Raw genomic sequence first — 20,983 nt, 5'->3', positions numbered from 1 at the left:
CCGGCCGTTGTAGAAGAAGAACACGTGCGCCTCCCAGTAACAGCGCCGGGGCCATGTGGGTCCAGTATGCCCACCGGCGGCCGCGCAACCGTGCGCGGGCCTTCAGAGGGCCCGGGCCAGGGTGATGATCTCCGCAGATGCGTCGGTGAGCGGGCCGCGGTCCCAGTCCCCGTACTGTCCCTGCACCGCGAAGCCCGCCTCGGTCAACAGCGCGTTCACCGTCTCCGCCCCGGGAAAGCGCAGGGTGCTGCGGCTGTGGCCCGGCTCCTTCCACCCATCGATCCGATAGGCGGTGCAGAAGGTGACCAGCTCGCCCTCGACGCGCTCCAGGGTGTGCACCGAGGTGGCCGTGCGCCCCTCGGGCGCGGTGACCCTGCGCTCGTGCTGCGGCGTCCACTTCTGCCAGGCGCGCGCGGCCGGGTTGCGCGTTTCGAAGGCCAACATCCCGCCGGCGCGCAGCGCACGCCGCGCCGCAGCCAGGTGGGCGCGGGCCTCCTGGTCGGTGAGCAAGACCTGGAAAGCATGCCCGGACATCGTGACCAGGTCGAACTCGGCCGTGTAGGGCCCTCGGTCCTGCCCCTGGGAGGGGCCCGCCACCAGATCGCCGAGCCTCCACTCGATGTCCTCGCGGTCGGCGCGCCCCACCCGCAGCATCGCCTCGGCAGGGTCCAGGCCCACCAGGCGCCCGCGGTGTCCCCGTTCGCGCGCGGTGCGGTGCAGCTTGCCGGTCCCACACCCTGCATCCAGGGCGTCGCCGGCGGCCATGACCAGTTCCAGGTAGAAGGGGTTCTGGGGCGAGGAGTGCCAGGTGTTGAAGAGGTCGTAGAGCGCGGCCAGGTCCGGATCGCTGTAGTGGGCATCGACCATCGGTCCATGGTGGCGGGCTCCTGTGGCCCTGTCACCTGGTTTTCGGGCCCGCCCCTGATGCCCAGCGCCCCTGCCCCGCTGCAGGGGTGGGGCTGCTGGGGCGCCGGAAGACCTCCGGCGCCCCAGCCAGCAAGCCTTAGACCAGGCCCTGGGCCAGCATCGCGTTACCGACCCGCTCGAAACCGGCCACGTTGGCCCCCAGCACGTAGTCGCCCGGGCAGCCGTAGCGCTCGGCCGCCTCCTCGCACCGGTCGTGGATACCGGCCATCGTCTCGGCCAGCTCCTGCTCGGCGTGGTCGAAGGACCAGGAGGTGCGGCGCGCGTTCTGGCGCATCTCCAACACACTGGTGGCCACACCGCCGGCGTTGGCGGCCTTGCCCGGGCCGAACAGCACCCCGGCCCGGCGCAGCAGCGAGGTCGCCTCGGGGGTGGTCGGCATGTTCGCGCCCTCGGCGACCGCGATCACCCCGTTGTCGATCAGGGTGCGCGCCGCCTTCGCGTCCAGCTCGTTCTGGGTGGCCGAGGGCAGGGCCACATCACAGGGCACCTCCCACACGCCGGCGCCCCGGACGTAGTGCGCGCTCTGGCCGCGCCGCTCGGCGTAGACGTCGATGCCTGCGCGCTCGACCTCCTTGACCTGCTTGAGCAGATCCAGGTCCAGGCCCTTGTCATCGACCACGTACCCGTTGGAGTCGGAGCAGGCCACGACGTTGGCCCCCAGCTGCTGGGCGCGTTCGATCGAGTACAGGGCCACGTTGCCCGCCCCGGACACGACCACGCGCCGCCCGTCCAGGTCCTTGCCGTTGCGTTCGAGCATGCGCTGGGTGAACAGCACCGTGCCGTAGCCGGTGGCCTCGGTGCGCACGCGCGAGCCGCCCCAGTCCAGGCCCTTGCCGGTCATCACCCCGGCCTCCCACCGGTTGGCCAGGCGCCGGTACTGGCCGAACATGTAACCGATCTCGCGGGCGCCCACCCCGATGTCGCCGGCCGGGACGTCGGTGTGCTCACCCAGGTGCTGGTGCAGTTCGGTCATGAAGGACTGGCAAAAACGCTCGATCTCGTTGTCCGAGCGGCCCTTGGGGTCGAAGTCGCTGCCGCCCTTGGCGCCGCCGATGCTCATCCCGGTCAGCGCGTTCTTGAAGATCTGCTCGAACCCGAGGAACTTGATCACGCCCAGGTTCACGCTCGGGTGGAAACGCAGTCCGCCCTTGTAGGGGCCAAGGGCGCTGTTGAACTGGACCCGAAAGCCCCGGTTGACGTGCACGTTGCCGTTGTCGTCGCGCCAGGGCACGCGGAACATGACCTGGCGCTCGGGCTCACACAAGCGCTGCAGGATCCGCTGGTCGTCGTACTCGGGGTGGCGTGTCAGTGCCGGGGAGAGGTTGTCGAGCACCTCCAGCACTGCCTGCTGGAACTCGGGCTCGTAGGGGTTGCGCCGTACCACGTGTTTGTAGGCCGAACGCACACCGGTGTGGTGGTCGTGGAGGTCGGACTCGCTGGCCATGGAGGTACCAGGTCCCTTCTTGTGGCTGTTCTGCTGTACACCACGCCGTTGTGGCCGACCCGAAACACACACGCGTGTCCGAGGGTGTTTCGGGATATTTCCCCGCAGTTCCTTGTCTACTCGGTGACCTTGGGGCCTATTCGGTCACTGACCAGGCTTTCGGTCCTCATTGACCTGTGCTCGTGCCGGGTTACTGACTCCGAACTGCTCTTCCCGGGGGGCGCCTGCATTCACCTCTGTCATACTCGGACGCAGGTGAGATGGACCATATGCAGTTGGGTCGCTGTGCCCGCGCAGGCCGTGTGGGGGCCACGACATCCGGAGCCGGCCCGGCTCCCTCTGCACCGACCGGGCCGCCGCACTCAACCGCAAGGCCCTGCAGCTGTGGGAAGGCCTGCCCTCTGCAGGGTACCGATGCCCTTGCCGTGCTCGACACCGCCCACCGCCTGGAAGAACACCACCATTTCGCACCGGCGGGCTCTGCGGGGCCAAGCTCGCCCGCGGCCCCGGCAACAGCACCGGTGGAGCCGGGCGCTCTAGGGTTCGGCCATGTCCACACACGAACACGAACTCACCGAACCCGTGTCCCTGGCCACCCCCGATGGGCGGTTGAACCCCGAGGCGGTGGGCTGGTCGCGCACCCCGCTGCACTCCACCCCGCTGCCCGGATGGGGGCGCACCAAGCGTTGGGAGTACTGGCTGGTCAGCTCCCCCACGCACTCGATCGCGCTGACCGTGGCCGACATCGACTACCTGGGCCTGAGCAGCATCTACCTGCTCGAGCACGGGGGCCGGGAACTCACCCGCACCGCCCTGCGCCCCCTGGCCCACGGTGTGCACGTGCCCCAGAGCCTGGGATCGGGGCCGGTCACCGCCCTGGGGCCGCTGCGCGCCCGTGTGCACGAGAGGGCCCAGGGCACCCGCCTGCGGTTTTCCTGCACCACCTCCCAGGGCCCGCTCAGCGCCGATCTGACCATCACCCGCCCGCCCGGCCACCAGAGCATGAACGTGGTCATCCCCTGGAGCCCCACCCGGTTCCAGTACACCTCCAAGCACACGGCCCGCCCCGCCCACGGCACCGTGCGCCTGGCCGGCCGCGACATCGACTTCACCGACGCCTGGGGTGTGCTCGACCACGGGCGCGGACGCTGGCCCTACGAGAGCACCTGGAACTGGGGCGCGGCCGCGGGCAACACCGGCGGCCACACCCTGGGGCTGCAGTTCGGCGGCAAGTGGACCCAGGGCACCGGCCTGACCGAGAACGCCCTGTGCGTGGACGGGCAGTTGACCAAGATCGGCCAGGAGCTGCGGTGGGACTACGACCTGGCCGCGCCCCTGCGCCCCTGGCGGCTCTACACCCCCGGCTCCGCGCAGGTGGATCTGGCCTTCACCCCCTTCCACGAGCGGGCCGAGCGTACTGATGCCGGGCTGGTGCTCAACGACACCACCCAGTGTTTCGGCCACTACGAGGGCACCGTGCGCACCGACCAGGGCACCGTCATCGCCGTGCGCGCTCTGGCGGGCTTCGCCGAGCACGTGCACATGAAATGGTGAGTGCCGGACCCGCGCACGGGGGGCGGGCAGGTGTGCCCTGGGCCGGTCTCGTGTGCCTTGGCCTGAGCGCGCAAGGACAGGGCGCCGGGCCGGTGCACGGTGACCGCGCGGGAGCGGCCCGGGGCAGGCCGTATGAGCTTGGAGTGGAGAGATCATGAGCGAGTCGATCGCAGGCGTGGCCATCCCCGACAGTGCCTTGGCGCGGGAGGCGGGCGAACTGCTCCGTGAGACAGCGCCGGGACTGCTGTTCGACCATTCCCGGCGCGTGTTCTTGTGGGCCTCGCTGCGCGCACGCGAACAGGGGGTGGGCTTTGATGCGGAGCTGCTCTACGTCGCAGCGATGTTCCACGACCTGGGGTTGACCGAGCGCTTTGGCCGTAGCGACCAGCGTTTTGAGATCGATGGTGCCGATGAGGCGCGGCGTTTCCTGCAGGCCCACGGCGTCTGGGGTCCGCAGGCCGAGCGGGTCTGGAGGGCCATCGCCTTGCACACCACGCCGGAGGTTCCGCTGCACATGGAGTCGGAGGTCGCCCTGCTCACGCGCGGGGTGGAGCTGGATGTGTTGGGGGTGGGCTACCACGCGGTCTCTGAGCAGCAGCGTGAGGCCGTGGTGGCGGCCCATCCCCGGCCCGACTTCAAGAACCGGATCCTGGGGGCCTTCACCGAGGGTCTCAGGCATCGTCCCCAGACCACGTTCGGCAACGTCAAGGCCGATGTGCTCGCCCACTGTGTGCCCGGGTTCGTGCGCGGTGACTTCGTCCAGGCCATCAAGGACTCCCCCTGGCCCGAGTAGGTCCGCTGCCGGGCCGGGTCCCGGGCGGGGGCAAGCCGTGGTGGGGCGGGCGCGCGGTGGCAGGATCTGGTGCCGCCTGCCCGGGCTTCAGGGTGCCTACACGCTCTGCTCAAGGAAGGCTTGGCCCTTGCCTGCTCTGAGCAGGGATTGGACGTAGCATCATGAAAAGCCCACGGTTGTACGACATCCTGATCACTCTGCACTTGTGATCGTGCTCAAGGGCGCAACTCCTGCTAGCGTGCGGCTCGCGAACTACGGGATGATTTAGGAGACCTGAACATGGTCCAACAGACTCGCGAGCAGTGGGGAACGCGCGCGGGCTTTCTGATGGCCGCTATCGGCTCGGCCGTCGGACTGGGAAATATTTGGCGATTCCCCTACGTCGCCTACGACAACGGGGGCGGCGCTTTCCTGCTGCCCTACCTGATCGCCCTGCTGAGCGCGGGTATCCCGTTGTTGATCCTCGAATACACCATCGGGCACCGCTACCGTTCCTCGGCTCCGCTGTCCTACCGGCGTGTCAAACGCCCCGCGGAGGCGATCGGCTGGTGGCAGGTGGCGATCTGTTTCGTCATCGCCGTCTACTACGCCGTCATCGTGGCCTGGGCCGTGCGCTACACCTGGTTCTCCGTGGGCCGGCAATGGGGCGATGACCCCGACGGTTTCTTCAACGCGGAGTTCTTGCAGGTGGCCGAGGAGCCCGGGATGATCTCCGGCTACGTCTCCGGCGTGGCCTGGCCCCTGATCGGGGTGTGGGTGGTCGTCCTGCTCGTTCTGGGTCTGGGTGTGCGCAACGGTATCGAGAAGGCCACCAAGGTCTTCATCCCGGTCCTGGTCGTGCTCTTCTTGGTCATGGTCGTGCAGGCGCTGACCCTGGACGGCGCCGTGGAGGGCCTCAACGCCCTGTTCACCCCCGACTGGTCAGCCATGCTCGACGGCGGGGTCTGGATCGCCGCCTACGGACAGATCTTCTTCTCCCTGTCCATCGGCTTCGCCATCATGGTCACCTACGCCTCCTACCTGCGGCGCAAGGCCGACCTGACCGGTACGGCCATCACGGCCGCCTTCGCCAACAGCTCCTTCGAGCTGCTGGCCGGCATCGGTGTCTTCGCCGCCTTGGGCTTCATGGCCACCACCGCCGGCACCAGCGTGGACACCGTCGTGGCCGACGGCATCGGCCTGGCCTTCGTGGCCTTCCCCCAGATCATCTCCAGCCTGCCCGTGGGCGGGACGCTGTTCGGGGTGCTCTTCTTCCTCTCGCTGACCATCGCCGGTCTCACCTCGCTGATCAGCATCGTGCAGGTGATCGTCTCGGCGGTGCAGGACCGCGCCCGCCTGGGGCGCGTGCAGTCCGTGGCGCTGGTGGGCGGGGCCACCGCCCTGGCCTCGATCCTGCTCTTTCCCACCCACGAAGGCCTCTACATCCTTGACGCCTTCGACCACTTCATCAACCAGTACGGCATCGCCCTGGCCGGGCTCGTGCTCATCATCGTCTTCGGCTGGGTGCTGCGCCGCCTGCCCTACTTCCAGCGCCACGCCAACGAGGTCTCCCTCGTGCGGCTGGGCACCTGGTGGCGGGTGGCGCTGGGTGTGATCACCCCGCTGCTGCTGGGCTTCATGATGTTCGACAGCCTGCGTGTGGAACTGACGCAGAACTATGAGGGCTACCCCGACACCTTCCTGCTGCTCACCGGGTGGGGCGTGGCCCTCGGCGCGATCGCCTTCGGTATCGTCATGGCCCTGCTGCCCTGGAAGCGGGCCGACCGCATCGCCGAATACGACGCCCGGGAAGAGTCGGGCGAGAACGAGCAGGACGCGGAGGAGCGCCGATGAGCACCAGCGCGATCGTCATGATGGTCCTGTCCATGCTCCTGCTGTGGGGCGGGCTGGCAGCCGCAGTACTCCACCTGCTGCGCCACCCCGAAGAACCCGAGCAGGACTGAGGTCCACAGAAGCATCCCGCACCACCGCGAGCCGCCCGCATGCCACCCGCTGCGGGCGGCTCCATACCGGGGTCGGTATGTTGGCCAGGGAAGGAGTCAATCCATGCAGATGAGACCCGAGATGGCCGGCAACGCCCTCACCCGCTTGCGCCGTGCTCACGGCCAGCTCTCGGCGGTGATTCACATGATCGAACAAGGCCAGGAGTGCTCGGAGGTCCTCACCCAGCTCGCCGCGGTCTCCCGAGCCCTGGACCGCGCCGGATTCAAGATCGTTTCCGGTGGTATGCGCGATTGCACCGTCGCCCACGCCAACGGCGAGGAACCCCCCATGAGTGAGCAGGAACTGGAAAAACTCTTCCTGGCCCTGGCCTGATCCCCTGACACACCAAGGCCCGACCGGTGCTGCGTGCACCGGCCGGGCCGAGCACGTGCTCAGGAGCGCGCGAACTCACCCACGATGCGCTCGCAGAACGCCGGCAGGTCGTTGGGGTCGCGGCTGGTGGTCACACCCTGATCGGTGACCACTTCCTGTTCCACCACCGTGCCGCCCGCGTTCTTGATGTCGGTACGGATACTGGGGTAGGAGGTCACGGTGCGCCCGCGCACCACGTCGGCCTCCACCAGGATCCAGGGCCCGTGGCAGATCGCCGCCACCGGCTTCTGGGCCTGCACGAACGCGCGCACGAAACCGACCGCGTCCTCATCGACCCGCAACTGGTCGGGGTTGATCGTGCCGCCGGGCACCACCAACGCGTCGTAGTCTCCGGCCCCCACCTGTGAGACCTGCCGGTCCACGTCGAAGCGGTCGGCCTTCTCGATGTCGCCGTTCATCGACTGGATCTGCCCTGCGTGTGTGGAGACCAGCTCCACCTCGGCGCCGGCCTCCTGCAGCGCCTGCCGGGGTTGGACGAGCTCGACCCTCTCGACCCCGTCCGCCGCCAGGACAGCGACCTTGCGTGCGCTCAGTTCCCCAGCCATGAGAGCCTCCTTCCTCCACACTCGTGTGCTCTCCTCTTTCGCCCCTACCCCACCGCGGCCCCCACTTCACACATGCATGCCCCCATGAGGTGGCCCACCCTCTCCACGTGCCAGGAGGCCCGCACCCGGGGCCCGCGCAACGCGGTGGCCCCAGCAGCCACCGACACGCAGAAGGCGCCCCCTCACGCCGGCACGAGCTCAACCGCGCAAAGACCCGAGCCCGGCGAGGTGAACCATCCCTGCACCGCAGGCATCCCATCGGCACCGACCGAAAGGCCCCCATGAGTGCCACCCGCCACCTGTATCTGGCCCGCCACGCCGAAGCCGGCCCCGACCATGGCGGCCTGAGCGCCACCGGAGAACGCCAGGCCCACGCACTGGGAAGGCGCCTGGCCGCCCTGGCCCCGCACACACTCCACTGCGGGCCCTCTGCGCGCGCCCGGGCCACCGCGCACACGCTCTCCCACCACCTGCCCGGCATCCAGGTACAGGTCAGGGCCGAGGCCGGCGACCTGATCCCGCACGCACCCACCCGCGCGCAGCTACCGCCCGAGCACGCCGACCGCATCCTGGACTTCGTCCAGGGCGTGGACGGAGCGGAGGAGCCCGACCTGACCCGGGCGGCGCTGGAACGCTTCGCCGGTCCCTGCCTCCAGGGCCCCGAGCGGCGCGAAGCCGTCATCACCCACGCCTTCACCGTCGGGTTCCTGCTCGCCCACGCTCTGGGCGCCCCGGACTGGCGGTGGGTGAGCCTGGCCCCGGCCCACGCCTCCCTGACGGTGATCCGCTATCCGCACGACGCACCGGCCAGCCCCACCGTCTACAACGACCTCTCCCACCTGCCCGAGGAGCTGCGCTGGAGCGGCTTTCCCGAGCACCTGCGGCCCTGAGGAGGGCGCCTTTCAGGCCCCGGCGGGCCTGCTCGCCCGCAGCGAGTACATCAACGGAACCCTCGGGAAGGAGGAGGGGAACCGGTAGGTGCCGTCCTCGGCGCGCTCGAAGGCCTCGAAGCGGGCGAAGAGCGAGACCTCGTGCTCGTGCAGGAAGTCCACACGCAGCCGTTGGGCGGCCAGCGCCGAGACCACGTCGCCCAGCGGGTGGTGCCACTGCACGTTGCGGTCGTGCACGGTCGGGGCCTGAGAGTCCGCATAGGTGCCGGGGGCCTCCTGCACTTGGGCCTGCCGACAGAAGTAGTCGTGCACGATCCGCGTGCCGGTGCGGTCATCGAGCACATCGGTCAGCGGGTGGAACTCCGCCAGGTACAAGAACCCGCCCGGGGCCACCAGCGAGGCCGCCACCTGCGCCCAACGGTCGATGTCGGGCAGCCAGCACAGGGCGCCCACGCCTGTGTAGACGATGTCGTAGGAGTCCTCGGGCAGGGCCGAAGCTGCCTGGTGCACGTCGGCCTCCACGAAAGCGGCCCGCTCCTGCGAGTAGCCCTCCTCCTGGGCCAGGTCGCGGGCGGCCCGCACCGCCGCGCCGGAAAAGTCCAACCCGACCACCCGCTCCGCCCCGTGGCGCGCCCACCCCAGGGTGTCGGTGCCGATGTGGCACTGCAGGTGCACCAGGGTCTTGCCGGTGACGTCGCCGACCTCGGCGAGTTCGAAGCCGCGCAGGGGTTCATCCCCGGCCCGGAAACCCTCCAGGTCGTAGAAGTGCCCTGCCACGTGCACCGGAACCCTCTCGTCCCAGTGCCTGCGGTTGCTCTCGCGCCAGTGGGGCGGCTGTGCTGCATCTGCGTCCATGGGCGGGCACATTACCCGGGCGCCCACCGGCCGTCACCGGGTTTTCGGCCCGGTGACGGCCCCAGCCCGCGGCTCAGAACACCTTTCCGGGGTTGAACACCTGCGCCGGGTCCAACGCCTGCTTGAGGGCCCGGTGCATACCCAATACCTGCGGGCCCAGCTCCTTCGCGGCCCCCGACTTCTTCAACAACCCCACCCCGTGCTCGCCGGTGACCGTGCCGCCCAGCGCCAGGGCCTCCTCCACGATCACCTCGAAGGCCTCCTGCGCGCGCTTCTTGGCCTGCTCGTCCCCGGCCGGGACGATGAAGAGCGGGTGCAGGTTTCCGTCGCCGGCGTGGGCGATGTTGCCGATGTGGGTGTCGAAGCGGCGCGCGGCCTCTTCGATACGCCCCAGCATCTGGGGCACGCAGGCCTTGGGCACACACACGTCCTCGGTCAGCAACGGCCCCAACCGCTCCAGCGCCGGGTAGGCCAGGCGCCGGGCCGCAAAGAGCGCCTCGGCCTCCTCCTGGTCGGTGGAGCGCACCGCATAGACCGCGCCCTGTCCCTCGAAGCAGGCCAGGATCTGCTCGGCCTCTTGCTCGCCCGAGGCCCCGGGCAGGTCGCTGCGTGCCAACAGCAGCACCTCGCCCTCGGCCGACAGGCCCATGTTCTTCCACTCGTCCACGGCCTGCAGGCAGAACCGGTCGATCAGCTCCAGCGCCGAGGGCACGATCCCCGCGGCCGAGACCGCGGCGACCGCGCGCCCGGCCTGCACCAGGGAGTCGAAGTAGCCGACCACGGTGTGCTCCACCCCGGTGCGCAGCGGTACCAGGCGCAGCGTGATCTCGGTGACCAGCCCCAACGTTCCCTCGGAGCCGACCATGAGCCCGGCCAGGTCGTAGCCGGTCACCCCCTTGGCGGTGCTGCGGCCCAGCCGCACCACCTCACCGCTGCCCATGACCGCTTCCATGCCCAGCACGTAGTCGCGGGTGACGCCGTACTTGAGGCAGCACAGACCGCCGGCGTTGGTGGCCACGTTCCCGCCCAGCGTGGACCAGGGCGCCGAGGCGGGGTCGGGCGGGTACCACAGCCCGTCCCGGGCCACCCGTTCGCGCAGGTGGGCGTTGACCACCCCGGGCTGGACGGTCGCGGTCTGCTGGACGGGGTCGACCTGCAGAACCTGGTCCATGCGCTCGAAGGAGACCACGACCCAGCCCTGCACGGCGTTGGCGCCCCCGGACAGGCCCGTGCCGGCCCCGCGTGCGACCACCGGCACCCCGGCCTCCGCACACACCTGCACCACTTCCGAGACGTCCTGGGTGTGGCGGGGCCGTACCACCGCGGCCGGGCTGCCGTAGGGGGCCCACTCGGCCTCGTCGTGGGCCAGGCCCTCCATGATCTCGGGGTCGGTCACCACCTGATCGGTACCGATCGCCTCCCGCAGTTGTTCGGCCACCCCCGACATGGGCACGCTCCTTCACGCCTGGGTCCCCGCACCTGCTGCGGCGACGTTGGGCGCAGCCTAACGGGCACCCCCGCGTGCCCGGGCGCGCAGGTTCGGGGCCCCTCCCCGCGCCACACGCGTTCAGAACCCGAACTGGTGGCCGTGCCGGTGTTAGCGTCAGCTTCTCGATCCAGAAACCACATCTGGCCGCGGGAGGACACATGGCAACGATCGTGGTCACCGGAGCGACAGGGACGCTGGGCCGGCCCGTGGCCGAGCAGCTGCGCGGGCAGGGCCACCAGGTGCGCCCGGCCAGCCGCCACCCGGACGGCGAGGACACCGCGCCGGTGGACCTGGCTGCCGGCAAGGGTCTGGCCCCGGTGTTGGAGGGTGCCCAGACGATCGTGCACTGCGCCTCCTCCCCCACCGGCGGCGACATCACCGCGACCCGCCACCTCATCGCGGCCGCCCGGGCCGCCGGCGTGCAGCACCTGGTGCACATCTCCATCGTGGGCTGTGACCGCGTTCCGCTGGGCTACTACAAGACCAAACACGTGGTGGAAGAGGCCCTGCTCGCCTCCGACCTGGGGGTGAGCGTGCTGCGCACGACCCAGTTCCACGACCTGGTGCGGCTGCTGTTGCGCTCCAGTGCCCGGCTGCCGGTCATGGCGGTGCCCGATATGGACGTGCAGCCCATCGGTACGGCCGAGGTCGCCGCGCGCCTGGCCCACCTGGCCTCCCAGGCCCCGCAGGGGCGGGTCGCCGACATGGGCGGGCCGCTGGTGCAGCCCTTCACCGAGCTGGCCCGCCAGTATCTGGATTCGGTGGGCCCGAGCCGGCGCCCGGTCCCGGTGCCTCTTCCGGGGGCGGTCATGGCCGCCTTCCGCCGCGGGGAGCATCTGGCCCCGGACCGGAAGGTGGCCAGCCAGGCCTTCGCCGAGTTCTGCGCCTTGGGCAGTGACGGTTACCAGGGGCGCGCGTGGCCTCTGGCCCGGCCCCGCGCACGACCTCGACCATCCGGATCCACCACCTTGTTTTCAACTTTTCGTTGACAACGAAGTGTTGAAAATCCGCGCTGGAGCCATGGACACCCCACCCACCCCCACCGAACGCCACCGGGCCCTGATCCGCCTCACCGAACGCCACGCCACCGGCCCCGCCCACACCCGCTGGAGCGAGGCCGGCCTGCCCCTCACTCCCTACGGAGCGGTACGCCGCGTCGGCGACCTGGCCGATGCCCTGACCCTGCTGCCCCACGCCCGCGCCGAGTTCGACCAGAGGGAACTGGGCCTGCTCACCATGGCCAAAGGACGCGGCATGACCTGGCAGAGAATGGGCCAGCACCTGGGCCTGGGCTCGGCCCAGGCCGCCCGCCAACGCCACCCGCGCCTCACCGAACGCCTGGACACCTGAGCCCCGACACCGCAACGGAGCAGGCCATGCCACTGACAGATCTGCACCGCGCCCGCCAACAAGGCCTGAGCGCGCACCAGGCCGCCGCCGCACACCCGCCCCACACCGCCCCGGCCGCCCTGTACCTGGCCCTGTGGGCCCACGCCGACGGCCGCCCCGACCCGGCCCGGGAGCACGCACAGCTGGCCCGCCGTCTCGACCCCCACAGCGAGTTCGCCCGCCTGCTGCCCCACCACCTGGAGCACGAACACACCGGCGTCTACGACTCACCCGAGGCCTTCGGCGCCTTCATCCGCGGCGGCGGCAACGTCGAGCTCTACCACGCCACCTCCCGTGCCCTGGCCCGCAACCTCGACGAACACGCCCCGCGCACCCTGCTCGACGTCGGCCCCGGCGACGGCCTGGCCCTACTGCCCGCCCTGAACGACGCCGCAGGGCCCGCCCCACACGTGGACCTGGTCGAACCCAGCACCGCCCTGCTCGAGGGGGCCACCGACGCCCTGCAGGCACAGGGCATCGGCCACCGGGCCTTCAACACCACCGTCGAGAACCTACTCACCCGCCACCCCGACCAGCGCTGGGACCTGACCCAGTCCACCTTCGCCCTGCAGTCGCTGCCCCCGCACGAGCGCGGCCCCCTCCTGCAGGCCCTGGCCGAACGCACCCGGCACCTGGCCGTGGTCGAGTTCGACGTCGCCCACGTTCCCGACCCCTTCGACCCGCAGTGGTTCAACTCCTGCCTGCAGCGCCTCGAACGCGGCCTGCGCGAGTACGAGGACGACCGCGACCTGGTGGGAAGCGGCTTCATCCTGCCCGTGGTCCTGGGCCACTTCGCCACCCACACCCGCACCAACTACGAACACTCCGTCCAGGACTGGGTCCAGGACCTGCAAGAGGCCGGCTTCACCGACGTGGGAGCCCACCACCTGTGCGACTACTGGTGGGAACCGGCCTGGCTCATCCAGGCCCGGGGACAACACCCCGGATGAGGCCGCAGCGCCCTGCGCCCTACCCGGCCCGGCACCGGCCCTAGCGGCTCATCCTCCGGAACCGGCCCACCGCCAGGGGAACGAACACCGCCAACAACACCGCAGGCCAGAGCAGAGCCACCAACACCGCGTTCTGGGCCAGCCACCCCTGGCCCGGGCCGGCCGGGTTACCGAACAACTCCCGCGCCGCCACCACCGTGGCCGACAACGGATTCCACTCCGCCACCGGCACCAACCACCCCGGCATCGTCTCCACCGGAACGAAGGTCTCGGCCACCATCGCCAACGGAAACACCAACGAGAAGAACTTCATCGCCGCCTCGGGACTGCGCACCACCAACCCCAACCAGATCCCGATCCAGGTGAAGGCCAACCGCAACCACAACAACAACCCCAACGCCGCCAGCGCCGCCCAGAGCCCGTTGTGCCACTGCCAACCCACCAACCACCCCATGGCCACCAGCACCGCCAGATCCACCAGCGCCGAAACCACATCGGCCACACTGCGCCCGGCCAACAACGCCGACGGCGCCATCGGCAACGTCCGGAACCGGTCCACCACACCACGGCCCACATCGGTGACCACAGCGATCGTGGTGTTACCGATCCCGAACGCCATCGTCAACACGAACAAGCCCGGCATGAGGAACTCGCGGTAATCACCGCCCCCGCCCAGGAGCGCACCCATCGCCTCACCGAAAACGAACCCGAACAGCAACACCGCCAGCACCGGGATCAACAACGTGCCCACGATCTCCTCGGGTTTGCGCACCAGGTGAGACAGGTAGCGGCCCGCCACCACCCAGGTGTCGGCCACCATCCACCCCGCCCGCTCGGCCGCTCCGGGCCCGGAGCGGCCCTGCCCCTCACCCATCAGGCCCCCTCCTCACCGGTCAGGCTCAAGAACACCTCGTCCAAGGTGGGACGGCGCAACGCCACGTCCTGCACCACCAACCCCGCCTTGTCCAAGGCCCGCACCACCTCGGTCAGCCCCAGAGTCCCCTGACCGGCCGGCACACTCACCCGCCCCGCCTCGGCCTCCACCCGCGCCGCCGCACCGGCCACCCGGCCCAGAACCCGCTCGGCCACAGCCAGATCACCGGGCTCGACCACCACCTCGATACGCCCGCCCCCGATACGCTCCTTGAGCCGGCCCGGGCTCCCCTCGGCCACCACACGCCCCGCCCGCACCACCGAGACACGGTCGGCCAACCGGTCGACCTCCTCCAGGTACTGGCTCGTCAACACCACCGTCGTGCCACGCCCGACCAGCTCACGCACCTCCTGCCACACCCGGGCGCGGCTGCGCGGATCCAACCCCGTGGTCGGCTCGTCCAGGAACAACACCACCGGGTCGGCCACCAGCGCCGCCGCCAGATCCAGACGCCGGCGCATCCCACCCGAGTACTGACCCACCGCACGCTCGGCCGCCCCCTGCAGACCAAAGCGCTCCAACAGCTCGAGTGCACGCGCGCGGGCCCGGCGCCGGCCCAGGTGCGACAAACGCGCGAACATCTCCAGGTTGCGGCGCCCGCTCAACGCCTCATCCACCGCCGCGTACTGGCCCACGAACCCGATACGCGAGCGCACCCACCGCGTGTTGGACTGCACCGGGCGCCCCTCCAACCACACCTGGCCCGAGTCGAAACGCGCCAAGGTCGCCATGATGCGCACCGCCGTGCTCTTACCCGCACCGTTGGGACCCAACAACGCGTGCACCGTCCCCGACTCGACCTGCAGATCGAACCCCTCCAGGGCCGCGCGCCCGCCCCCGTAGACCTTGCCCACCCCCTGGGCCCGGATCACCGTACTCACCGCGCCACCTCCCTGGCCGGCGCCGACGCCCCGATGGGCGGGCCGCCGCCTTGCCCGGCCAGGGTGACCTGGGCGAAACGGCCCAACGCGATCCGCGCGATGTTGCGCACCGACTCGCTGTCCTCGGTGTAGTAGGAGCAGTGCCCCCCGATCGCTCCCGTGGCAAAACGCACCGCACCGAACCCCGGCCGCAACGGCGAAGGCCCGTGCCCCCACCGCCCCAGGCGCCCGCGCGGGAAGAACCGGATCCAGTCGCCCCCGCCCAGAGCCGCCCACAACCGGCCCGAGAAACCCAGGTCAGAGGCCGAGGAACCGCCCATGCCCGGACTGCCCAGCACCACACAGTCGTGCACCCGCGCCCCGCCCAACGCCAACCCGCACACCACGGCCCCGTAGCTGTGCCCCACCAGCGTGATGTGCGCATCGCGGGGCAAGATGTGCGTCAAGCGGGCCAGGTCGGGCGCACCGCGCTCGGCCGGGCCCCGCAGCGAGGCCTGCGCGAACCCGCTGGGGGTGGCATAGCCCAACCACACCACCACCGCGAAACGCCTCCGCGGCTCCAGGCGGTCCATGGTCCGCAACAACCCCACCCCGTTGACCCGCGGACGGGTGCGCCGGCCCGGATCGAAGTAGTTGCCCAGGTGGTTGTCGTTGCCCGGCACCAGCACCACTATGTGGTCGGCCGTTGCCACCTCGCCCAGAACCTCCACGATCCGCCCCGGACCCTCGCTGTCCCGGGCCAGCAGCCGCAGGCCCCGCCAGGTGTGCTCGTGGTAGGTCAACGGGCCCAGCCCCGGTTGCTGCGGTGCGGCCGTGATCATGGATCTCCCCGTGGTCGTGGCCCCGCTTCAGGGGCACTGAGCACCATCACCGGTCACGTTAGATACGCACGCAGCCGAACTCGATCGCGGTGCCACCCCGAACCATCTGCGCCATGGCCCACCGCCGGTGGTGGTGCCACCACCACCGACCGCCCCTCACCTGCCACGACAGCGCCCTGCACCGGACACCCCCACCCACGGGGCCGCCCCGCCTGGCCGCAACCGGCCACCGGCCGGCGCCGAGCACCGCCGACAGGACCCGGCCCCGCACACTCCGTCCCGGCGCAAGGCCCTGTGCGATCCTGGTGCCATGGCTGCGCGCCCGATCACCGTCCACATCCCACCGGAGCTGCGCTTCTTCCTGCCCGCGCGCCACCGCCAGGGCCGCCTGCGCCTGCCCCACGATTCCGACGCCACCCTGGGCCACACCGTCCAGAGCCTGGGCATCCCCCTGACCGAGGTCGGGCGCCTGCACACCCAGGGCCGCACCGTCGAGGCAGGCCACCGCCCCGATCCCGGCGAGAGCGTCCGGGTCGAGTCCCGGACCTGGCCCCAACCGGCCCCCACGAGCCCGCCCCGGCTGCTGTTGGACGTGCACCTGGGCGCCCTGGCCCGGCGTCTGCGCCTCCTGGGCGTGGACACCGCCTACGACAACGACCGCGAGGACCCCGCCCTGCTCGCCCAGGCCAACGCCGAACAACGCGTCCTGCTCACCCGCGACCGCGGGCTGCTCTTCCGCCGCGCTCTGCAGGCCGGCGCCCACGTGCGCCGGCAACACCCCGATGCCCAACTCCGCGAGGTCCTGGCCCGCTTCGCCCCGCCCCTGGACCCCTGGACCCGCTGCCCGGCCTGCAACGGACTCCTGGACCCGGTCACCCCCGAAGAGGTCGCCCACCGCCTCGAGCCCGGCACCCGCGCCACCTACGACACCTTCGCCCAGTGCCGCGGGTGCGCACGCATCTACTGGCCCGGCGCCCACCACGAGAACCTGCGCGAGATCCTCCGCCAGGCCCGCCACCACACCCCGCCCCCTGAGCAGGAACACGGGTGGGGAGAAGGACCGCAGGCTTGAGCGGCAGGCCCTGACCGGCTCACCGGGCGGTGGCCGGCGCGTCCAGGACGCCGCTTGCAGGATCCGGCGGGTAGACCGTAGCGGCGGGTGGCCTCGAGATCGGCCTGGGCCCTGCGGCGCCGGCCCAGGAGCTGCGCGCCGTCCCGGAGGAGAGCCCGCACCGTGGTTCCCGCGTCCAACACAGCAAGGTGCCGTACCGAGCGCCGCGACGGCGAGCGTGCCGCAGCGCCGGCTCTCACAGACCCGCTTTCCTGCTCCGCCGCCCCCTACACACGGTTCGGGTCAGGGTACGGTGTGATCAGAGCTGTTTCCGGATCCCTGCCCGGCCTGAAGGCCGAGCCTCCTCCGCAAGAGGACAGCGATCACCGACGTGCTGGGGTCGGTGCACCCAGGAGCCGTCGATGTGCCGCTTCGAAACCGCCTACGCCGCACGTGTGGCCACCTACGAGAGCATGGCCGCTCGCCTGTCGTCGATGAGCGATCGGCGCCTGGGCGACCTCCTCCGGTCGGCCCCTGCGCTCGGATCCGGCCTCGGCGGCAGATCCGCGGAAGTGGACGTCGAGGGGACGCGGGCCTTCCTCAAGAGGGTGCCGTTGACCGATCTCGAGGCCCGGCCGGAAAACATCCGCTCCACGGCCAACCTCTTCGGCCTGCCGATGTCCTACCAGTACGGAGCGGGCTCGGCCGGGTTCGGCGCCTGGCGGGAGCTGGCGGCCCACACCATGGCCAACAACTGGGTCCTGGGAAGGCAACACGAGGGTTTTCCCCTGATGTACCACTGGCGTGTGCTGGCCGATTCCGCCCCCGAGGGCTTCGTGGACGAATTCGGTAGCATCGACGGCGCGGTCGCCCACTGGCAGGGCTCACCGGCCGTGCGCAAGCGGCTGGAGGCCATCGGCCGCTCCCGTCACAGCCTGGTGCTCCTGCTCGAGCACGTGCCGCACACCCTCGGTAGGTGGCTGAGCCAGCACCGGGAGAATACGGCGCCGGCCGGTACCGGCTCTGCCTACCTGTGGGCGGAGGAGGCTCTGGCGCGGGCAACGGCATTCATGGGCTCTCGCGGGTTCGTGCACTTCGACGCCCATTTCGACAACCTCCTGACCGAGGGCCGGATGATCTACTTCACGGACTTCGGCCTGGCCCTGAGCTCAGGCTTTGAGCTCTCAGCGGCCGAGGAACAATTCCTTTCACGCCATCTCACCTACGACGGCCACTACACCGCGAGCCATCTGCTCCACCACCTGCTCGAGGGCCTTCGGGGCGGCACGGAAAGAGAAGTGTTCCTGCAGGAATGGAGCGCAGGCCGAAGGCCCGGCGCTGTTGGACCGGAGCTCGCGGCGCTCATCGAACGCCATGCCCGCACCACCCTGGTCCTGGACGCCTTCCACCGCCGGCTGCTCACGCAGAGCAAACGGACGCCCTTTCCGGCCGCCGAGCTCGACCGCGCCGCGGCCGCCCAGGAAGCACACGGTTGAAGAAGGCGGTGGTGTGGACATCGCCACCACCGCCCTCCACGAAAACCTCCGGGACGGCAAAGCTCTCCCCGACCTCTCTGCTCCGGTCGAAGGTGGGCCCTGCCGACACGAACGGGCCGAGCAAGAGACCCCTCCTGCGCCGCTCCTCTTCTCAACGCGAACGCCTGCGTGCTGAGGGCGGCAGAACGGTTCCAGGTCCCGGTCGGCGGTGTGTTCGAGCCCGCGGGTTCTCGTTTCCGGTTGCGTAGACAACAACCATGATCACGAAGACCTGCGAGCTTCTTCCGTCCGGGGAGACCGAACCCCGACGGGAGACCGAACCCCGACCGCCTCACGGCGTGCCCGGAAAACCTGCCTGGCACCGCCCTACGAAAGGTTCCAAGCCCCGATGATCGGCGTTGTTCTCGCGCTGTTCAGCGGCCGGTGGAGAGCACCTGCTGGGTCTTGGAACAGCTCACGAGCCCCTGCCGCCTCAACAGACCATCGCGGAAGGGCCTGGCCCACGCCCGCGTAGGGACCAGAGCCGAACGGATACCCATTTCATGGGATTCACCCGCCGCTCCCCCGCACCGAAAAATGCCACGACAACTGATGGCAACTCATTCTCGCGCAACAGAAGCGCTTCTTATGATCTGGATCACGTGGGATGACCGTCGGGGGAACGAAGTCCGCGGTGTTCAGGGCCATGACCGTCCCTGAACGGGGGGCTGAGGAACGCACCAACCACACGAGTCGAGGAGCCCCATGAAGGTTCAGAAACCGAGCTCGCCCCATCGGCGGCGCGGACTCACAATCACCGCGGCCGCGGTCCCACTCTCGTTCCTTTTGGTGGACGGAGCCATCGCCCCACCGCCTGATCACGCCGACGGCGGCAACGCCCTCGAGGCCGAGTCCCGCACCAAACCCATCATCGAGCACGGCGACAAAGAATTCCGCGACCTCAACGAGAACGGCGAGCTGGACACCTACGAGGACTGGCGCAAGCCTACCGACAGACGCGTCGAGGACCTGCTCGAGCGCATGAGCACGGACCAGAAAACCGGGATGATGGTCATCTCCACCTTCAACGAGGAGGAGAGCCGGAGCGCGATCACCGAGGGCCGCCAGCGCCACTTCATCGTGGACCATCAAGCACTTCGCCGGCGGCAGGCCTCGCGTCGAGGGCACCGGCCCCCACCACGAGTGGGGCTCGACCAACGAGTACCCGACCGAAGGAAGCCTGGCAGAGTACCACCTGCCGCCGTTCGAGGCAGCAGTGGCCGCCGGTACCTCCTCGATCATGCCGTACTACGCCACGCCGGTGAACGGGCCCAGCGCCCGGCAACTGCCCGAGGACCTCTGGCACACCGAGGATCAGCAGTTCGAGGAGGTCGCCTTCGCCTACAACGAGCACATGCTGCAGGACATCCTGCGCGAGGAGAGGGGCTTCGAAGGCTACGTCAACTCCGACACCGGCATCATCAAGGACCGGATCTGGGGCGTGGAGGACCTGACGCTGCCGGAGCGGTACGCGGCCGCCATGGCGGCCGGCACGAACCTGTTCTCCGGCGACGGCGACACGGCTGCGCTGCGCCAGGCCCTCGAGCAGGGTCTGGTGACCGTGGCCGAGATCGAGGAGTCGCTGTCCTTCACGTTGGCCGAGATGTTCGACCTGGGCCTGTTCGAGGACCCCTACGTCGACCCGGAGCGCCCAGGAGATCGGCGACAGCGCCCAGTCCCGGGCCAAGGCCGACAAGGCGCACCAGGACTCGGTCGTGCTGCTGAGGAACAGCGAGCAGGACGGCGAGAAGGCGCTGCCGATCACCGAGGACCAGGCCGGGCACGTCAAGCTCTACGTCGAGGTCTTCACCGGTGAGGCCGAGGAGTCGGCCGAGTCCACCGGGGGCCTCCAGGAGACCTTCCGCCGGCTCGACGACTCGATCGAGATCGTCCAGGACCAGGCCGAGGCCACGCACTCCTACCTCTGGGTGATCCCGAGCCTCAGCTGGAGCCAGGACGACACCGGGGGCGACCCGCCCTCGGTGCTGCTGCGCAAGGACCAGGACACCGGCATCGACCACGAGCGCATCATGGAGCTGCAGGAGCAGATCGACACCAACATCCTCAGCATCAACTTCACCAACCCCTGGCTGGTGAACGAGATCGAGCCGGGCGCCGATGCTGTCCTGTCGACGTTCAACACCACCCCCGAGGCCGTCATCGGCCTCATCCGCGGCGAGTACGCCTCGACCGGGCAGATGCCGTTCACGGTCCCGGCCTCCCAGGAGAGCGTGGAGCAGAACGCCTCCGACGTCCCCGGCTACGCCGAGGACCCCGACTGCGCCTACGTCGATTCCGAGGCCAACACCTGGGACCTGCGCCACGGTCTCGGCTACGAGGACTGATCGTGTAGCCGGCCTCCGCGCCCGAGCGGAGCAGAATCGGGCGGGGCGGTCGGGTCACCCGACCCGCCACACCAGCCGGACACGCGCACCACGCATCCGGCCGATCGAGGCCATCGCCCCTGCCTCGGCCACGAAGCGGCGCGCTCGCCCCAGCGCTGCCCGGCACAGCGTGTGCGGGAAGTAGCCAACAGCAGAACCTCCCCG

General features: G+C 70.1%; 22 protein-coding genes. 13 read left to right on the top strand and 9 right to left on the bottom strand.

Annotated elements, in window-relative coordinates; all coding sequences use genetic code 11:
• Nucleotides 1–102 precede the first annotated feature (102 nt).
• Together D473_RS0103505 and gdhA are read right to left on the bottom strand one after the other, a co-directional pair.
• Nucleotides 103–867, bottom strand: a complete 765-nt coding sequence (locus D473_RS0103505) for a class I SAM-dependent methyltransferase (RefSeq protein WP_017607710.1) — start codon at nt 865–867, stop codon at nt 103–105.
• Between the two features lie 136 nt (nt 868–1,003).
• On the bottom strand, nt 1,004–2,371 hold the full coding sequence (gene gdhA / locus D473_RS0103500) for an NADP-specific glutamate dehydrogenase (RefSeq protein ID WP_017607709.1): 1,368 nt from the start codon (nt 2,369–2,371) through the stop codon (nt 1,004–1,006).
• 549 nt (nt 2,372–2,920) lie between these two features.
• On the opposite strand from gdhA, the gene D473_RS0103495 reads away from it, so the two are divergent.
• From D473_RS0103495 to D473_RS0103475, 5 genes are all read left to right on the top strand, one after another.
• Entirely contained in the window at nt 2,921–3,925 is a 1,005-nt protein-coding gene (locus D473_RS0103495) for a DUF2804 domain-containing protein (RefSeq protein WP_017607708.1), read from the top strand.
• 154 nt (nt 3,926–4,079) lie between these two features.
• Nucleotides 4,080–4,718 carry an HD domain-containing protein gene (locus D473_RS0103490; RefSeq protein WP_017607707.1) on the top strand — a complete coding sequence of 213 codons (639 nt, stop codon included), beginning with the start codon at nt 4,080–4,082 and terminating at the stop codon, nt 4,716–4,718.
• Between the two features lie 279 nt (nt 4,719–4,997).
• Nucleotides 4,998–6,551 (top strand): sodium-dependent transporter, encoded by a 1,554-nt coding sequence (locus tag D473_RS0103485; RefSeq protein ID WP_026126559.1) that lies wholly within the window; start codon nt 4,998–5,000, stop codon nt 6,549–6,551.
• Nucleotides 6,548–6,661 (top strand): methionine/alanine import family NSS transporter small subunit, encoded by a 114-nt coding sequence (locus D473_RS26300; protein WP_017607705.1) that lies wholly within the window; start codon nt 6,548–6,550, stop codon nt 6,659–6,661. Before D473_RS0103485 ends, D473_RS26300 begins: the two co-directional genes overlap by 4 nt.
• A 103-nt stretch (nt 6,662–6,764) precedes the next feature.
• The gene (locus D473_RS0103475; RefSeq protein WP_017607704.1) at nt 6,765–7,034 is read left to right on the top strand and encodes a metal-sensitive transcriptional regulator; all 270 of its coding nucleotides are present in this window, start codon (nt 6,765–6,767) and stop codon (nt 7,032–7,034) included.
• A gap of 59 nt (nt 7,035–7,093) precedes the next feature.
• Here D473_RS0103475 and D473_RS0103470 read toward each other — a convergent pair whose 3' ends face one another.
• A complete protein-coding gene (locus D473_RS0103470) occupies nt 7,094–7,639 on the bottom strand; it encodes a type 1 glutamine amidotransferase domain-containing protein (RefSeq protein ID WP_017607703.1) in 546 nt (181 codons plus the stop codon).
• Between the two features lie 281 nt (nt 7,640–7,920).
• Here D473_RS0103470 and D473_RS0103465 point away from each other — a divergent pair, with 281 nt between their 5' ends.
• Nucleotides 7,921–8,529: a histidine phosphatase family protein gene (locus D473_RS0103465; protein WP_017607702.1), complete on the top strand. Its 609-nt coding sequence runs from the start codon at nt 7,921–7,923 to the stop codon at nt 8,527–8,529.
• Nucleotides 8,530–8,541: 12 nt separating this feature from the next.
• Here the strand turns inward: D473_RS0103465 and D473_RS0103460 are convergent, their stop codons facing one another.
• Entirely contained in the window at nt 8,542–9,384 is an 843-nt protein-coding gene (locus D473_RS0103460) for a class I SAM-dependent methyltransferase (protein WP_026126558.1), read from the bottom strand.
• 73 nt (nt 9,385–9,457) lie between these two features.
• Nucleotides 9,458–10,831 (bottom strand): FAD-binding oxidoreductase, encoded by a 1,374-nt coding sequence (locus tag D473_RS0103455; RefSeq protein WP_017607700.1) that lies wholly within the window; start codon nt 10,829–10,831, stop codon nt 9,458–9,460.
• Nucleotides 10,832–11,031: 200 nt separating this feature from the next.
• On the opposite strand from D473_RS0103455, the gene D473_RS0103450 reads away from it, so the two are divergent.
• Genes D473_RS0103450 through D473_RS0103440 form a run of 3 tightly spaced genes read left to right on the top strand, consistent with a single transcriptional unit; the run spans nt 11,032 to nt 13,212 of the window.
• Nucleotides 11,032–11,862, top strand: a complete 831-nt coding sequence (locus D473_RS0103450) for an SDR family oxidoreductase (RefSeq protein WP_017607699.1) — start codon at nt 11,032–11,034, stop codon at nt 11,860–11,862.
• Between the two features lie 31 nt (nt 11,863–11,893).
• Nucleotides 11,894–12,223, top strand: a complete 330-nt coding sequence (locus D473_RS0103445; protein WP_017607698.1) for a hypothetical protein — start codon at nt 11,894–11,896, stop codon at nt 12,221–12,223.
• Nucleotides 12,224–12,249: 26 nt separating this feature from the next.
• Entirely contained in the window at nt 12,250–13,212 is a 963-nt protein-coding gene (locus D473_RS0103440; protein WP_017607697.1) for a class I SAM-dependent methyltransferase, read from the top strand.
• A gap of 40 nt (nt 13,213–13,252) precedes the next feature.
• Here the strand turns inward: D473_RS0103440 and D473_RS0103435 are convergent, their stop codons facing one another.
• From D473_RS0103435 to D473_RS0103425, 3 genes are read right to left on the bottom strand one after another with little or no spacing between them, the layout of a single operon-like run.
• On the bottom strand, nt 13,253–14,086 hold the full coding sequence (locus D473_RS0103435; RefSeq protein ID WP_017607696.1) for an ABC transporter permease: 834 nt from the start codon (nt 14,084–14,086) through the stop codon (nt 13,253–13,255).
• The gene (locus D473_RS0103430) at nt 14,086–15,027 is read right to left on the bottom strand and encodes an ATP-binding cassette domain-containing protein (RefSeq protein WP_017607695.1); all 942 of its coding nucleotides are present in this window, start codon (nt 15,025–15,027) and stop codon (nt 14,086–14,088) included. Before D473_RS0103430 ends, D473_RS0103435 begins: the two co-directional genes overlap by 1 nt.
• The gene (locus tag D473_RS0103425) at nt 15,024–15,848 is read right to left on the bottom strand and encodes an alpha/beta hydrolase (RefSeq protein WP_017607694.1); all 825 of its coding nucleotides are present in this window, start codon (nt 15,846–15,848) and stop codon (nt 15,024–15,026) included. Before D473_RS0103425 ends, D473_RS0103430 begins: the two co-directional genes overlap by 4 nt.
• 310 nt (nt 15,849–16,158) lie before the next feature.
• Between D473_RS0103425 and D473_RS0103415 the strand changes: the two genes are divergently transcribed.
• Nucleotides 16,159–16,920 carry a Mut7-C RNAse domain-containing protein gene (locus tag D473_RS0103415; RefSeq protein WP_017607692.1) on the top strand — a complete coding sequence of 254 codons (762 nt, stop codon included), beginning with the start codon at nt 16,159–16,161 and terminating at the stop codon, nt 16,918–16,920.
• A gap of 401 nt (nt 16,921–17,321) precedes the next feature.
• Complete coding sequence (locus tag D473_RS0103410; RefSeq protein WP_017607691.1) at nt 17,322–18,395, top strand: BUD32 family EKC/KEOPS complex subunit; 1,074 nt, start codon at nt 17,322–17,324, stop codon at nt 18,393–18,395.
• 965 nt (nt 18,396–19,360) lie between these two features.
• On the opposite strand, the gene D473_RS27425 is transcribed toward D473_RS0103410, so the two are convergent.
• Entirely contained in the window at nt 19,361–19,513 is a 153-nt protein-coding gene (locus D473_RS27425; protein ID WP_017607690.1) for a hypothetical protein, read from the bottom strand.
• Nucleotides 19,514–19,521: 8 nt separating this feature from the next.
• Between D473_RS27425 and D473_RS25960 the strand changes: the two genes are divergently transcribed.
• Nucleotides 19,522–20,250 (top strand): glycoside hydrolase family 3 N-terminal domain-containing protein, encoded by a 729-nt coding sequence (locus D473_RS25960; protein WP_083917896.1) that lies wholly within the window; start codon nt 19,522–19,524, stop codon nt 20,248–20,250.
• Nucleotides 20,150–20,779 carry a hypothetical protein gene (locus D473_RS27420; protein ID WP_026126556.1) on the top strand — a complete coding sequence of 210 codons (630 nt, stop codon included), beginning with the start codon at nt 20,150–20,152 and terminating at the stop codon, nt 20,777–20,779. Before D473_RS25960 ends, D473_RS27420 begins: the two co-directional genes overlap by 101 nt.
• Nucleotides 20,780–20,983: the final 204 nt, after the last annotated feature.

Source organism: Nocardiopsis xinjiangensis YIM 90004, assembly GCF_000341145.1.
In the GTDB taxonomy this organism is placed as follows: domain Bacteria; phylum Actinomycetota; class Actinomycetes; order Streptosporangiales; family Streptosporangiaceae; genus Nocardiopsis; species Nocardiopsis xinjiangensis.
Note: the sequence above shows the minus strand (reverse complement) of the source record. Positions and strands in the feature narration are given on the sequence as shown.